At 60.2% G+C, this 14,604-nt stretch carries 15 protein-coding genes; 7 read left to right on the top strand and 8 right to left on the bottom strand.

The genetic code is table 11. The features are described from left to right. Positions 1-64 precede the first annotated feature (64 nt). The 4 genes from ACI77H_RS00560 to ACI77H_RS00545 are packed head-to-tail and all read left to right on the top strand — an operon-like array spanning position 65 to position 3,921. Positions 65-1,081, top strand: coding sequence for an ABC transporter permease (locus ACI77H_RS00560; protein ID WP_047535659.1), 1,017 nt, complete (start codon positions 65-67; stop codon positions 1,079-1,081). 1 nt (position 1,082) lies between these two features. Then, the gene (gene ddpC / locus ACI77H_RS00555; protein ID WP_407009893.1) at positions 1,083-1,964 is read left to right on the top strand and encodes a D,D-dipeptide ABC transporter permease; all 882 of its coding nucleotides are present in this window, start codon (positions 1,083-1,085) and stop codon (positions 1,962-1,964) included. Positions 1,965-1,966: 2 nt separating this feature from the next. Further along, on the top strand, positions 1,967-2,950 hold the full coding sequence (locus ACI77H_RS00550; protein WP_407009892.1) for an ABC transporter ATP-binding protein: 984 nt from the start codon (positions 1,967-1,969) through the stop codon (positions 2,948-2,950). Continuing rightward, positions 2,950-3,921, top strand: a complete 972-nt coding sequence (locus tag ACI77H_RS00545; RefSeq protein WP_407009891.1) for an oligopeptide/dipeptide ABC transporter ATP-binding protein — start codon at positions 2,950-2,952, stop codon at positions 3,919-3,921. Before ACI77H_RS00550 ends, ACI77H_RS00545 begins: the two co-directional genes overlap by 1 nt. 193 nt (positions 3,922-4,114) lie before the next feature. Here the strand turns inward: ACI77H_RS00545 and ACI77H_RS00540 are convergent, their stop codons facing one another. The 4 genes from ACI77H_RS00540 to glyQ all read right to left on the bottom strand — a co-directional run bounded on the left by ACI77H_RS00540 (position 4,115) and on the right by glyQ (position 8,521). After that, on the bottom strand, positions 4,115-4,894 hold the full coding sequence (locus ACI77H_RS00540; protein ID WP_407009890.1) for a lysophospholipid acyltransferase family protein: 780 nt from the start codon (positions 4,892-4,894) through the stop codon (positions 4,115-4,117). 82 nt (positions 4,895-4,976) lie between these two features. Then, positions 4,977-5,510 carry a D-glycero-beta-D-manno-heptose 1,7-bisphosphate 7-phosphatase gene (gene gmhB / locus ACI77H_RS00535; protein ID WP_407009889.1) on the bottom strand — a complete coding sequence of 178 codons (534 nt, stop codon included), beginning with the start codon at positions 5,508-5,510 and terminating at the stop codon, positions 4,977-4,979. A gap of 6 nt (positions 5,511-5,516) precedes the next feature. After that, positions 5,517-7,571 (bottom strand): glycine--tRNA ligase subunit beta, encoded by a 2,055-nt coding sequence (gene glyS, locus ACI77H_RS00530; protein WP_407009888.1) that lies wholly within the window; start codon positions 7,569-7,571, stop codon positions 5,517-5,519. Beyond that, the gene (gene glyQ / locus ACI77H_RS00525) at positions 7,568-8,521 is read right to left on the bottom strand and encodes a glycine--tRNA ligase subunit alpha (protein ID WP_003213601.1); all 954 of its coding nucleotides are present in this window, start codon (positions 8,519-8,521) and stop codon (positions 7,568-7,570) included. Before glyQ ends, glyS begins: the two co-directional genes overlap by 4 nt. An 81-nt stretch (positions 8,522-8,602) precedes the next feature. Between glyQ and tag the strand changes: the two genes are divergently transcribed. The 3 genes from tag to ACI77H_RS00510 all read left to right on the top strand — a co-directional run bounded on the left by tag (position 8,603) and on the right by ACI77H_RS00510 (position 10,400). Continuing rightward, complete coding sequence (gene tag, locus ACI77H_RS00520; RefSeq protein ID WP_407009887.1) at positions 8,603-9,160, top strand: DNA-3-methyladenine glycosylase I; 558 nt, start codon at positions 8,603-8,605, stop codon at positions 9,158-9,160. 40 nt (positions 9,161-9,200) lie between these two features. Then, entirely contained in the window at positions 9,201-10,088 is an 888-nt protein-coding gene (locus ACI77H_RS00515) for a lysophospholipid acyltransferase (RefSeq protein ID WP_407009886.1), read from the top strand. A gap of 72 nt (positions 10,089-10,160) precedes the next feature. After that, the gene (locus tag ACI77H_RS00510; RefSeq protein ID WP_407009885.1) at positions 10,161-10,400 is read left to right on the top strand and encodes a PilZ domain-containing protein; all 240 of its coding nucleotides are present in this window, start codon (positions 10,161-10,163) and stop codon (positions 10,398-10,400) included. Here ACI77H_RS00510 and ACI77H_RS00505 read toward each other — a convergent pair whose 3' ends face one another. The 4 genes from ACI77H_RS00505 to fmt form a co-directional block, all read right to left on the bottom strand. Beyond that, complete coding sequence (locus tag ACI77H_RS00505) at positions 10,401-10,715, bottom strand: tetratricopeptide repeat protein (RefSeq protein WP_407009884.1); 315 nt, start codon at positions 10,713-10,715, stop codon at positions 10,401-10,403. Positions 10,716-10,888: 173 nt separating this feature from the next. Then, positions 10,889-12,262 (bottom strand): Trk system potassium transporter TrkA, encoded by a 1,374-nt coding sequence (gene trkA, locus ACI77H_RS00500; protein ID WP_407009883.1) that lies wholly within the window; start codon positions 12,260-12,262, stop codon positions 10,889-10,891. Positions 12,263-12,284: 22 nt separating this feature from the next. Beyond that, positions 12,285-13,595: a 16S rRNA (cytosine(967)-C(5))-methyltransferase RsmB gene (rsmB, locus tag ACI77H_RS00495; protein ID WP_407009882.1), complete on the bottom strand. Its 1,311-nt coding sequence runs from the start codon at positions 13,593-13,595 to the stop codon at positions 12,285-12,287. Then, entirely contained in the window at positions 13,592-14,551 is a 960-nt protein-coding gene (gene fmt / locus ACI77H_RS00490) for a methionyl-tRNA formyltransferase (protein ID WP_407009881.1), read from the bottom strand. Before fmt ends, rsmB begins: the two co-directional genes overlap by 4 nt. Positions 14,552-14,604: the final 53 nt, after the last annotated feature.

Genomic DNA, 14,604 nt, shown 5'->3' with positions numbered 1-14,604 from the left:
TTCGCGCCAGCCCCGGTGGTTGGCGCGGCTTCTGATTTCGTCGCTCGTGTAACTGAGGTGCCAGATGGCCTTCCTGACATTGTTGCGCAAGCGCCTGCTCGGCTTGATGTTGGTCGTGTTCGGTGTTTCGCTGATTACTTTTTCAATTTCCCACCTGATCCCGGGCGACCCTGCCCGATTGATCGCCGGTGACCGCGCCAGCGACGCTCTCGTAGCCGGCATCCGTCATCAACTTGGATTGGATCTGCCGCTGTATCAACAATACGGTCGCTACCTGATGGATCTGTTGCACGGGGACCTGGGAACCTCGATACGCACCAACCGTCCCGTCCTGGAAGACTTGCAAGCGTTCTTCCCGGCGACACTGGAACTGGCGCTGGTCGCACTGACATTGGCGATTCTGGTCGGTGTGCCGCTGGGCGTGTTGTCAGCGGTTTACCACAACCGGCTGATCGATCAGATCGCCCGGACCCTGGCGGTCACCGGTATATCCACGCCGGCCTTCTGGCTCGGCCTGGGTGCAATCGTGTTGTTCTACGGCCATCTGGGCTGGCTGCCCGGTGGTGGCCGGTTATCTGAAGGACTCTCGCCGCCACCGACGATCACGGGTTTTTATCTGATCGACTCGCTGCTGGCGGGGGATGTCCGGCTGTTTCTCGATGCGGCCGAACACCTGATTCTTCCAGCCGCAACGCTGGGCTTCGTGACTCTGGGGGTTGTCGCCCGGCAGATCCGCTCGGCCATGCTGGATCAATTGGGCGAAGACTACATCCGCACCGCGCGCGCCTATGGCCTTTCCCGGTGGACAGTGATCCTGCGTCATGCTCTGCCTAACGCTCTAATACCTTCGGTGACCGTCCTCGGGTTGACCCTGGGTGATTTGTTGTACGGCGCGGTACTGACCGAAACCGTATTTGCCTGGCCCGGAATGGGGGCCTATGTGGTCAAGTCGATCCAGTCGCTGGATTTCCCGGCGGTGATGGGCTTCGCCATTTTGGTTTCGTTCATCTATGTCCTGTTGAACATGGCTATCGACCTTTTGTATCGCGTGATCGACCCACGCATCGGCGAGGTGAATTGAAATGTCCGTGACTCTGACAGCGGCACATGGCCTGCGCAGGGCTGAAAAACTCGCCTACCTGGCATACCAGATCCGCCGGAGCCCGCTGACCATGGCGGGCCTGCTGATCACTTCTATCGTATTGCTGTGCATGATCTTCGCGCCCTGGCTCGCCAGCCACGACCCGAATGCACTGAACCTCGGCGAACGCCTGGCGCCGCCATCCGCCGACCATTGGTTCGGCACCGACGAAGTGGGCCGCGACTTGTTCAGCCGGGTGCTGTTCGGCAGCCAGCAGTCGGTGGGTGTCGGCCTGTTCGTGGCTTTTACCTCCTGTTTCATCGGCGGGCTGCTGGGGTGCTTTTCGGGGGTGATCGGGGGGCGTTTCGACGCACTCATCATGCGCCTGATGGACATCATGCTTTCAGTCCCGTCACTGGTACTGATCATGGCATTGGCGGCCGCATTGGGCGCGAGCCTGTTCAACGCCATGCTGGCCATCACCTTGGTGCGAATCCCATCCTACGTACGACTGGCCCGTGGCCAGGCCTTGAGCATTCGACAGATGGGTTACGTCAAGGCCGCCCATACGTTCGGGGCCGGACGCTGGCACGTGGTGCACTGGCACGTGGCGCGAAACGCAATGCCGCCCTTGCTGGTGCAACTGAGTCTGGATATCGGTAGCGCAATCCTCATGGCCTCGGCCCTTGGATTCATCGGCCTGGGGGCGCAGCAACCAACCGCCGAGTGGGGCGCAATGGTCGCCACCGGGCGCAACTACATCCTCGATAACTGGTGGTATTCGACCTTTCCAGGCGTGGCGATTTTGATCACCGCCACCGGTTTCAACCTGCTGGGCGATGGTGTACGCGACCTGCTCGACCCACGGCAACAGGGGAAATGACAATGCAGAATTCGAGCCCGGTGCTGGCCATCGACAATCTGAGCCTGGAATTCCCGGCTTACAAAAACAATGTGAAAGCCCTGAACGGCGTGACGTTGCACGTCAATCCCGGCGAAATCGTCGGTGTGGTGGGCGAGTCCGGGTCGGGCAAGTCGGTCACGGCCATGCTCAGCATGCGTCTACTTCCCGAGCGCAGCTATCGGATTACTGCGGGCAGCCTCAGCATGCTCGGCCGCGACATGCTGACAACGCCTGAAAAGGAGCTGCTGCAGATTCGCGGACGCGATGCGGCGATGATCTTCCAGGAGCCGATGACCGCCCTGAACCCGACCCGACGCATCGGTCGACAAATGCTCGATGTGATCATCCATCACCAGAAAATCAGTGCTGCCCAGGCGCAACTCAAGGCGATTGCCCTGTTGCGCGACATGCACATCGCCAGCCCCGAGCACGTATTGGAGAGCTACCCGTTCGAACTGTCCGGGGGCATGCGCCAACGGGTGATGATTGCGCTGGCGTTCTCCTGTGAACCGCAACTTTTGATCGCCGACGAGCCGACCACCGCGCTCGACGTGACGGTGCAACGCCAGGTGCTGTTGCTGCTGCGAGAAAAGGCCAGGCAACGGGGGACTGCTATTTTGCTCATTACCCATGACATGGCATTGGTGTCGCAGTTCTGTGACCGGGTGTATGTCATGTACACCGGCGCTGTGGTCGAAGAAGGCCGCACCGTCGACGTGATGAACAATCCGCAACACCCCTATACCCGTGGGCTGCTCAGCGGCCTTCCGGAAATGGTGGAACCGGGCCAGCCGTTGCTGACCATTCCCGGGCAAGTCCCCAACCTCGCTTCTTTACCCGAGGGCTGCACCTTTCAGGAGCGGTGCTCATACGCCATGCCTGTCTGTGCCAAACGCCCTACCCTCAATGCCATCAACGACCAACGTAAAAGCGCTTGCTGGTTGCCCGTCAAGGAGCTTTCGTGATGAACAATGCCGTCCTTCATAGTGCTATCGACATGGCTCCCCCGATTCTTCAACTCAACGATGTTCGTGTGCGTTTCCCCGTGAGTAACGACTGGCTGGGTCGGCCGCGAGGCTATGCTCACGCCCTGAATGGCATTGATCTTCAGGTACGAGCGGGCGAAACTCTGGGGATCGTGGGTGAGTCAGGCTGTGGAAAAAGCACATTGGCGCAGCTGTTGATGGGCTTGATTGCGCCCAGCAGCGGCGATTTGAACTGGGCCAGTTGTACTGGCAGCGAAGGCCGCAACAACGTGCAGATTGTGTTCCAGGACCCCCAGTCTTCGCTCGACCCGCGTCTGCCGATCTGGCGGATCATCACCGAGCCGCTGTACGCCCGGGGTCATGCCGATCGAGCACAGATGCGCGAGGTGGCAGCCAAGGTCGCGTCCCAGGTCGGTATCCGCCCGGAATACCTGGACCGCTTTCCCCACCAATTTTCCGGCGGCCAGCGTCAGCGGATTGCCATTGCCCGGGCTCTGTCCTCCGACCCGGACATTATCGTCCTCGACGAACCCACATCGGCGCTGGATATCTCGGTTCAGGCGCAGATCCTCAATCTGCTCGCAGAGCTGCAACGAGCCCGCAACCTGACCTACATCCTCATTTCCCATAACGTTTCCGTCGTGCGGCATATGGCAGACCGGGTAGCGGTGATGTATTTGGGGCAAATCGTCGAGCTTGGCCAGGCTGCCCAGGTGCTCGACCAGCCACGCCATCCCTATACCCGCCTGTTACTCGACGCGGTGCCGCGACTGGGCGCTGCGCTGCATGAAGAGCAGGTGGCGGCGCCTACCGAATTGCCGGGTAACCGTCATCTGCCAACTGGCTGCTTCTTTCGAGAACGTTGCAGTCTGTGCACCGTTGGCTGTGACAAACCTCAGGTCCTGCAGGGAGATGAGCAGCAGCGGGCGCGGTGTCATTTACAAGGCTGATTTCCTGTCGGCAGAAAGCATGTTGTAGCGCATAAAAAAACCGGCTTTATTAGCCGGTTTTTTTGACCTTAGGGAAAATCTATGCACATTTTTCCGAATTTTATGAATTTAAGAAATATATAGTTAAATCATAGCCTTAAAAGCAAAACACGGCGTGTGCCAGCAAAACGGTACACAGGTTATCCACAAAATCTCAGACAGCCATCTGATCGTTCGCGGCAGGCGCTTGCGGAGCGGGAGGAAGCGAGCCCATTTCCCGTTGCATCTGCTCGTTCCAGGCCTGAACCCGGTCATTGAGGTTGGCAATCGCGCGGGGCCCACTCCCTTCGGCGTACATCGGCTCGCCGATGATCACAGTGATGACGCCCTGTTTCTTCGCCCAACCGGTTTTCGGCCAGAATTTGCCGGCATTGTGCGCAATCGGCAGCACCGGTAGTTCGGCATTGACGGCCAACGCGGTACCACCTCGTGAGAATTTTCCGATGGTGCCGTAAGGAACTCGCGTTCCTTCGGGGAATATCAGCACCCAGACGCCATCCTTCAGCAGTTCATCGCCCTTCTTCGCAACATATTTGAGCGCGGCCTTCGGGTTGTCACGGTCGATGGCGATGGGGCGCAACATGGCCATGGCCCAGCCAAAGAACGGCACAAACAGCAATGAGCGCTTCAGTACCTGGCTCAACGGCTCGAAGTAGGCCGAGAGAAAGAACGTCTCCCAAGTGCTCTGGTGGTTCGATTGAATCACGCAGGGCTGGTCAGGCACGTTCTCGGCACCCTTTACTTCGTAGCTGATGCCCAGAAAGACTTTGCTCAGCCACAAGGCGCAGCGGCACCAGTACACGTTGATAAAACGATAGCGCGCCTTGAACGGCAGAAATGGCGCGATAAAAAAGCTCAGGCTGCACCAAAGCAAGGAGCTGGTGCCCAGCAGCAGGTAAAAGAGGAAGGTTCTGATGGCCTGCAGTATCGACATGGCGACGTTTACCGTGCGGGCTCTGCCCGTCTATATAAAGCGCACTCCCGATCAATCCTTGGTCAGGAATCTCGAAAACGCTCTAATTGTGGATAAGTTCTGCGGCAATCGCCGCGAGATCGTCAAAAATCAAGGTGCCTACCGGTAGGGTTTTGCCCAAAGTCTTTTCGCCTTTCCCGGTCTTTACTAAAACTGGCTGAGAATCGACGGCTTTGGCGGCTTCCAGGTCACCAAGACTGTCGCCGACGAACCATAGATTAGTCAGCGAAACGTCGTAATGCGCGGCGATGGTTTTCAGCATCCCGGGTTTTGGCTTGCGGCAATCGCAGCCTTCGTCCGGCCCGTGCGGGCAATAGACGATCAGCCCGACCTCACCACCCTGCTCCGCCACCAACGAGCGCAAGCGCTCGTGCATGGCGTCCAGGGTGGCGACGTCGTAATAGCCGCGAGCGATGCCCGACTGGTTGGTAGCGACCGCCACCGTCCAGCCGGCCATGCTCAACTGCGCGATGGCTTCGATCGAACCGGGGAGCGGATTCCACTCCTCTACCGACTTGATGTAAGCGTCGGAGTCGTAATTGATCACCCCGTCCCGATCGAGAATCAGCAGTTTCAAACAGTCTTACCCCAGCAACGAAATATCGGCGACGCCGAGGAACAAGCCCCGCAGACGCGCCAGCAGCGCATAGCGGTTGGCACGTACCTTGGCGTCCTCAGCGTTGACCATCACCGCTTCGAAGAATGCATCCACAGGCTCACGCAAGGCTGCCAGACGTGCCAGCGATTCGCTGTACTGACGCGCCGCAGCCATCGGTTGCACCGCTTGGTCCGCCTGCTGAATCGCCGAGTACAGGGAGAATTCGTTGGCGTTGTCGAAGTACTTGGCTTCAACGACTGTCGGAATAGAACCTTCAACCTTGCTCAGCAAGTTCGAAACGCGCTTGTTCACTGCAGCGAGGGCCGCTGCTTCGGGCAATTTGCGGAACGCTTGCACCGCTTGTACGCGCTGATCGAAGTCCAGTGCCGAACCCGGCTTCAGGGCACGAACCGACAGGTAAGTCGCAACGTCCACGCCTTCATCTTCGTAACGGGCACGCAGACGGTCGAAGACGAATTCGAGTACCGCGTCGGCCAGGCCAGCAGCCTTGATCTTGGCACCGAACGCATTCACGGCAAACGCCACGGCGTCGTTCAGGTCGAGGTCGAGCTTCTTGTCGATCAGGATGCGCAACACGCCGAGAGCAGCACGGCGCAGGGCATACGGGTCTTTGCTACCGGTTGGCAGCATGCCGATGCCGAAGATGCCGACCAGCGTGTCGAGTTTGTCGGCGATGGCCACGGCCGCACCGGTCAGGGTGGTCGGCAGCTCAGCACCGGCACCGCGCGGCATGTATTGCTCGTTCAGCGCCAGCGCGACTTCTTCCGGCTCGCCGTCATTGAGGGCGTAGTAGTAACCGGCGACGCCTTGCATCTCCGGGAACTCGCCGACCATCTCGGTCGCCAGGTCGCACTTGGACAGCAGGCCGGCACGGGAAGCCCATGCCGCGTTGCCGCCAATGCGTTGTGCGATAAACGCAGCCAGTTTGGAAACGCGCTCGGCCTTGTCGTAGACGCTGCCGAGTTTTTCCTGGAACACCACGTTTTGCAGGCGCAGGTTGAAGTCTTCGAGTTTCTGCTTCTTGTCTTGCTTGAAGAAGAACTCGGCGTCGGTCAGGCGTGGACGAACCACTTTCTCGTTACCGGCGATGATCTGCTGCGGGTCTTTGCTTTCGATGTTGGCCACGGTAATGAAACGTGGGAGCAACTTGCCGTCGGCATCCAGCAGGCAGAAATACTTCTGGTTGTCCTGCATGGTGGTGATCAGCGCTTCCTGCGGCACGTCGAGGAAACGCTCCTCGAACGAGCACACCAGCGGCACCGGCCATTCAACCAGCGCCGTCACTTCGTCGAGCAGGGCGGGCGGAACGATTGCCGTGCCTTCCTGCAGGGTCGCGAGTTCTTCGGTGCGCTTGCTGATGATGGCGCGACGCTCGTTGGCATCGGCCAATACGTAGGCGCCACGCAGGTCGGCCAGGTAGTTGGCTGGCGCGGTGATGCGTACGCTTTGCGGGTGATGGAAGCGGTGGCCACGGGAGTCACGGCCGGCCTTCTGGGCGAGGATGGTGCAATCGATGACTTGGTCACCGAGCAGCATCACCAGCCATTGGGTCGGGCGAACGAATTCTTCTTTGCGAGCACCCCAGCGCATGCGCTTCGGGATCGGCAGGTCGTTCAGGGAATCTTCGACGATGGTTGGCAGCAGGCTCGCGGTCGGTTTACCGGCGATGCTCTGGCTGTAACGCAGCTTTGGACCGCTCTGATCGATTTCGCTCAGCTCAACGCCACATTTCTTGGCGAAACCCAAGGCTGCTTGAGTCGGGTTGCCTTCGGCATCGAACGCAGCCTGACGTGGCGGGCCGTCGAGGTTGATGCTGCGATCCGGTTGCTGGGTAGCCAGCGCGGTAATCAGCACAGCCAGACGACGTGGCGCGGCGTAGACGGTTTTGGCTTCGTAGCTCAGGCCAGCAGCTTGCAGGCCCTTGTCGATACCGGCCAGGAACGCGTCGGCCAGGGTGTTCAGGGCTTTGGGTGGCAGTTCTTCAGTGCCCAATTCAACCAGGAAATCCAGAGCACTCATTGTGCAGCCTCCAGCTTAGCCAACACTTCATCACGCAGGTCCGGGGTCGCCATCGGGAAGCCCAGCTTGGCGCGAGCCAGCAGGTAGGCTTGCGCAACGGAACGCGCCAGGGTGCGAACACGCAGAATGTATTGCTGACGCGCAGTCACCGAGATTGCCCGGCGCGCATCCAGCAGGTTGAAGGTATGGGACGCCTTCAACACCATTTCGTAGCTCGGCAACGGCAGCGGCTGGTCGAGTTCGATCAGGCGCTTGGCTTCGCTTTCGTAGAAATCGAACAGCTCGAACAGCTTCTCGACGTTGGCGTGTTCGAAGTTGTAGGTCGATTGCTCGACTTCGTTCTGGTGGAACACGTCGCCGTAGGTCACTTTGCCGAACGGACCGTCAGCCCAGACCAGGTCGTAGACCGAGTCCACGCCTTGCAGGTACATGGCCAGACGCTCGAGGCCGTAGGTGATCTCGCCGGTCACCGGGTAGCACTCGATGCCGCCCGCCTGCTGGAAGTAAGTGAACTGCGTCACTTCCATGCCGTTCAGCCAGACTTCCCAGCCCAGACCCCAGGCGCCCAGTGTCGGCGATTCCCAGTTGTCTTCAACGAAGCGAATGTCGTGGACCAACGGGTCCAGGCCGACATGCTTGAGGGAGCCCAGGTACAGTTCCTGGAAGTTGTCCGGGTTCGGCTTCAGGACGACCTGGAACTGGTAGTAGTGCTGCAGACGGTTCGGGTTTTCGCCGTAGCGGCCGTCAGTCGGGCGACGACTGGGCTGCACATAAGCGGCGTTCCAGGTTTCCGGGCCGATGGCGCGCAGAAACGTGGCAGTGTGGAAAGTCCCGGCGCCTACTTCCATATCGTAGGGCTGAAGTACCACGCAACCTTGCTCGGCCCAGTATTGCTGGAGGGCGAGGATCAAGTCTTGGAAGGTACGCACGGCTGGCGTAGGCTGGCTCACGAAATTCACCTGTTTCTTGGGCTGCGATTTAAAGAGCGGGAGTATACCCGATTCATTGCTGCGCACGCCCCCTGGAGCCTTATGCCACGCTGCTTTTGGTGTTCCGAAGATCCGCTGTACATGGCTTATCACGATCAGGAGTGGGGCACGCCGCTACGCGATGCGCAGGGTTTGTTCGAGTTGCTTTTGCTCGAAGGGTTCCAGGCCGGCCTCTCATGGATCACCGTGCTGCGCAAACGCGAGCGTTATCGCGAGGTGTTGTTCGGCTTCGACGTGCAGCGCGTGGCGCAGATGAGCGACGCTGAAATCGATGAATTGATGCTCGATCCCGGCATCATCCGTAATCGCCTCAAACTGAATGCGGCCCGCCGTAATGCGCAGGCCTGGCTGGCGCTCGAAGACCCGGTCGAGTTTCTCTGGTCCTTTGTCGGCGGTGCGCCGGTAATCAATCATTTCAAGGATCGCACCGAAGTCCCGGCGGTGACGCCAGTCGCCGTGGAGATGAGCAAAGGCTTGAAAAAAGCCGGCTTCACCTTCGTCGGTCCGACCATTTGCTACGCGCTGATGCAGGCCTCGGGGATGGTCATGGACCACACTCGGGATTGCGATCGCTACGCGACGTTGACGAACGGCGGTTAGAATAGCCGCCTCGCGCACAGCACAAGATCAGGAGTGACCTGTGGATAAGTTGAAAGGCGCCTTGCTGGTAGGCGCTCTGCGGTTGTTTGCCCTGCTTCCGTGGCGAGCAGTGCAGGCGGTGGGCTCAGCCATCGGCTGGGTGATGTGGAAAACCCCTAACCGTTCCCGTGACGTGGTGCGGATCAATCTGGCCAAGTGCTTTCCCGAGATGGACCCTGCCGAGCGCGAGCGTCTGGTCGGCCAGAGCCTGAAAGACATCGGCAAATCGCTGACCGAAAGTGCCTGCGCGTGGATCTGGCCGGCGCAGCGTTCCATCGACCTGGTGCGCGAAGTCGAAGGGCTCGACGTCTTGAAAGACGCCCTCGCCTCCGGAAAAGGTGTGGTCGGCATCACCAGCCACCTCGGCAACTGGGAAGTGTTGAACCATTTTTACTGCAGCCAGTGCAAACCGATCATTTTCTATCGTCCGCCAAAGCTCAAGGCTGTGGATGAATTGCTGCGCAAGCAGCGGGTGCAACTGGGTAACAAGGTCGCCGCTTCGACCAAGGAAGGCATCCTCAGCGTCATCAAGGAAGTGCGCAAAGGTGGTGCAGTGGGCATTCCCGCTGACCCGGAACCGGCCGAATCCGCGGGGATTTTTGTGCCGTTCTTCGCTACTCAGGCGCTGACCAGCAAGTTTGTGCCGAACATGTTGGCAGGCGGCAAAGCGGTCGGGGTGTTCCTGCACGCCCTGCGACTGCCGGACGGTTCGGGCTACAAAGTGATCCTCGAAGCGGCGCCGGAAGCCATGTACAGCACTGATACCGCGACGTCCTGCGCGGCCATGAGCAAGGTGGTCGAGCGCTACGTGCGGGCTTACCCGAGCCAGTACATGTGGAGCATGAAACGCTTCAAGAAGCGTCCTCCTGGCGAAGAGCGCTGGTATTGAGTTGATTGGCATGATCTGTGGATAACCTTGGGTTCAGAGTTATCCACAACTGTTCAAGAAAGGGCGCAGAAGATGTCCGAACACCGTAAATCGTTTCGCATCAAGATCAGTCATGAAAGCTTCGGCGAATGCCTCGGCCAGACCCGCAATCTCTCGACCACGGGTGTCTACGTCAAGCATCCGGGCTTGTCGACGCTGCCCAAGGGCGCGGTTGTCTATGGTCAGGTACAGGGTTTACCCGCAGGCGCGCCGCGGGTTCGCATGGAAGTGGTGTTGGTGGACGCCGAGGGCATCGGCCTGCGCTACCTCTGATCAGTGAGCCTGACGCTCAAGCTTCTTCAGAAACACCGTCATCTCCTTCTCCGCCTGCTTGTCGCCGTGAGCCCGAGCAGCTTCCATCCCCTGCTCCCACGCCTGACGCGCGGCCGGATAATCCGCCAACGCCAGATGCGCCTTGCCCAACAACTTCCACGCCGCTGAATATTTCGGATCGAACTCGACGCAACGCTGGAAATGTTCGGCGGCCTTGGCGTTTTCCCCAAGATCCAGATAACCCTTGCCCAGGCCGAAGCGCAGCAATGAGTTATCCACACCCTTGGCGAGCATTTTTTCCAGGGATTCGATCATGGGTGGATTCCTTACCGAAGTTATTCAGATATGCCTGTGTGTTTTTGAGATCGCATCGCGGGCAAGCCCGCTCCCACCGGGATCTTCAGTGAACATAAAATGTGTGCACGACCGAGAACCTGTGGGAGCGGGCTTGCCCGCGAAGAGGCCGGTCTGACCACCGCAAATGCGGATCAGAAGAAGCTAAGCCCCACATGGAACAACTTCTCCACATCCCGAATATGCTTTTTATCCACAAGGAACAGAATTACATGGTCACCCGCCTCGATCACCGTGTCGTCGTGGGCAATGATCACTTCTTCATCACGAATGATCGCGCCAATCGTGGTGCCCGGCGGCAGACCGATGTTCTCGATGGCTTTGCCGATCACTTTGCTCGACTTCGCATCGCCATGGGCAATCGCCTCGATGGCCTCTGCCGCACCACGGCGCAATGAGTGCACGCTGACGATATCGCCACGGCGCACGTGGGCGAGCAAGGTGCCGATGGTCGCCAATTGCGGGCTGATGGCAATGTCGATGTCGCCACCCTGGATCAAATCGACATAAGCCGGGTTGTTGATGATCGTCATCACCTTCTTCGCGCCCAGGCGCTTGGCCAGCAACGACGACATGATGTTGGCTTCGTCGTCGTTGGTCAGGGCCAGGAAGATGTCAGCGTCGGCGATGTTCTCTTCCATCAGCAAGTTGCGGTCGGAGGCACTGCCCTGCAGGACCACGGTGCTGTCGAGGGTGTCGGAGAGATGGCGGCAGCGGGCCGGGTTCATCTCGATGATCTTCACCTGATAACGGCTTTCGATGGCCTCGGCCAGACGCTCGCCGATCTGCCCGCCACCGGCGATGACGATGCGCTTGTAGCTCTCGTCGAGGCGGCGCATTTCGCTCATCACTGCGCGAATATTCGCCTTGGCGGCGATGAAAAACACTTCGTCGTCGGCCTCGATCACGGTATCGCCTTGAGGCAGGATCGGCCGGTCACGGCGGAAAATCGCGGCAACGCGGGTTTCGACATTCGGCATGTGTTCACGCAACTGACGCAGTTGCTGACCCACCAATGGGCCGCCGTAATACGCCTTCACTGCAACCAGCTGCGCTTTGCCTTCGGCGAAGTCGATCACCTGCAACGCGCCCGGATGCTGGATCAGGCGCTTGATGTAGTTGGTGACCACTTGTTCCGGGCTGATCAGCACATCCACCGGAATCGCTTCGTTATCGAACAGTTCGGAGCGCGTGAGGTACGCCGCTTCGCGGACACGGGCGATTTTCGTCGGGGTGTGGAACAGGGTGTGGGCGACCTGACAGGCGACCATGTTGGTTTCGTCACTGTTGGTCACCGCGACCAGCATGTCGGCGTCGTCCGCGCCGGCCTGGCGCAGCACCGTCGGCAGCGAGCCGCGGCCCTGCACGGTGCGGATGTCCAGCCGATCGCCGAGGTCGCGCAGGCGTTCGCCATCGGTGTCGACCACCGTGATGTCATTGGCCTCGCTGGCCAAGTGTTCCGCCAGCGAACCGCCGACCTGCCCTGCGCCGAGGATGATGATTTTCATCCAGTCACTCCCTTAAAACCGGTTAACCGCGCGCGGCGGCGATCTTGATCAGCTTGGCGTAGTAGAACCCGTCATGGCCGCCTTCCTGGGCCAGCAACTGGCGACCGTGGGGCTGCTTGATGCCCGCCGTGGTGGCGAGGTCCAGCTCACGGGCGCCTGGCGTGCGGGCGAGGAAGGCTTCGATGACTTCGGTGTTCTCGGTCGGCAGCGTCGAGCAAGTGGCGTAAAGCAGAATGCCGCCCACCTCCAGAGTTATCCACATGGCATCGAGCAATTCGCCTTGAAGTACGGCAAGTGCGGCGATGTCATCCGGTTGGCGGGTCAGCTTGATGTCCGGATGACGACGGATCACGCCGGTGGCCGAGCATGGCGCGTCGAGGAGGATGCGCTGGAACGGTTTGCCATCCCACCAGGTGGCAGTGTCGCGGCCATCGGCGGCGATCAGTTCGGCACTCAGGCCCAGGCGTGCGAGGTTTTCTCGCACACGCACCAGCCGCTTGGCTTCCAGATCCACGGCAACAACACCGGCCAGTGCCGGTTCGGCTTCAAGGATGTGGCAGGTCTTGCCGCCCGGTGCACAGCAGGCGTCGAGCACCCGCTGGCCCGGCGCGAGGTCGAGCAAGTCAGCGGCCAGTTGCGCCGCTTCGTCCTGCACGCTGATCCAGCCTTGGGCGAAACCCGGCAGGCTGCGTACATCGGCGGCGGCGTCGAGGATGATGCCGTCGCGGCTGTAAACGCAGGGGTTGGCGGCGATGCCCGCATCACTCAGCAAGCCCAGGTACGCGTCGCGGGTCTGATGACGACGGTTGACCCGCAGAATCATCGGCGGGTGCGCGTTGTTCGCCGCACAAATGGCTTCCCATTGCTCAGGCCAGAAGGCTTTCAGGGATTTTTGCAGCCAGCGCGGGTGAGCGGTGCGTACCACCGGGTCATGCTCCAGCTCGGCCAGCAGCGCTTCGCTTTCGCGCTGGGCGCGGCGCAACACGGCGTTGAGCAAGGCTTTGGCCCATGGCTTTTTCAGTTTGTCGGCGCATCCGACGGTTTCACCGATGGCGGCGTGGGCCGGGACGCGGGTGTAAAGCAGTTGATAGAGACCGACCAGCAATAGCGCCTCGACATCGGCATCGGCGGCTTTGAACGGCTTTTGCAGCAACTTGGCCGCCAGTGCCGACAAACGCGGCTGCCAGCGTGCGGTGCCGAACGCCAGGTCCTGGGTGAAGCCGCGGTCGCGGTCTTCGACCTTGTCCATTTGCGTCGGCAGCGAACTGTTGAGTGAGGCTTTTCCGTTCAGAACTGCGGCAAGTGCCTTGGCGGCGGCCAGACGTGGATTCATTGCGCATCCACCGCTTGACCGAGCACGCTGCCGACGGCGAATTTCTCACGACGGCTGTTGAAGAAGTCGCTGAAGTTCAGCGCCTTGCCACCGGGCAATTGCAGACGGGTCAGGCATAGCGCTTGCTCACCGCAGGCGACGATCAAGCCATCTTTGCTGGCGCCGAGGATTTGCCCTGGTGCGCCCTGCCCTTCAGCAAGGTTCGCGGCCAGCACTTTCAGCGCTTCGCCGTTCAACGTGCTGTGGGTGATCGGCCATGGGTTGAAGGCGCGCACCAGACGTTCCAGCTCAACGGCCGGGCGATTCCAGTCAATGCGCGCTTCGTCCTTGTTCAGTTTGTGTGCGTAGGTGGCGAGGCTGTCGTCCTGCACTTCGCCTTCCAGCGTTCCGGCGGCGAGGCCGGCGATGGCTTGAATCACCGCCGGTGGACCGATTTTCGCCAGACGGTCGTGGAGGCTGCCACCGGTGTCTTCAGCAGTGATTGGCGTGGTGACTTTCAGCAGCATCGGGCCGGTGTCGAGGCCCAGTTCCATGCGCATCACGGTCACGCCGCTTTCGCTGTCGCCGGCTTCAACGGCGCGCTGGATCGGCGCCGCACCGCGCCAGCGTGGCAGCAACGATGCGTGGCTGTTGATGCAACCCAGGCGCGGAATATCCAGCACCACTTGCGGCAGAATCAGGCCGTAGGCGACCACCACCAGCAAGTCCGGCTTCAGGGCGGCCAGTTCGGCTTGAGCGTCTTCATTGCGCAGGGTCGGTGGTTGCAACACCTGGATGTGGTTTTCCAGCGCCAACTGCTTGACCGGGCTCGGCATCAGCTTTTGCCCGCGACCCGCCGGACGGTCCGGTTGGGTGTAGACCGCGACGATCTCGTAAGGGCTGTCGAGCAGGGCCTTGAGGTGTTCGGCGGCGAATTCCGGGGTGCCGGCAAAGACGATGCGCAGTGGCTCAGTCATGGGAGCAATCTCTGAAAAGAAAAAGGCTTGCCGCAGCAAGCCTTTGAAAGGAG

The sequence above is a fragment of the Pseudomonas sp. O230 genome (assembly GCF_045447035.1).
Classification (GTDB): domain Bacteria; phylum Pseudomonadota; class Gammaproteobacteria; order Pseudomonadales; family Pseudomonadaceae; genus Aquipseudomonas.
Note: the sequence above shows the minus strand (reverse complement) of the source record. Positions and strands in the feature narration are given on the sequence as shown.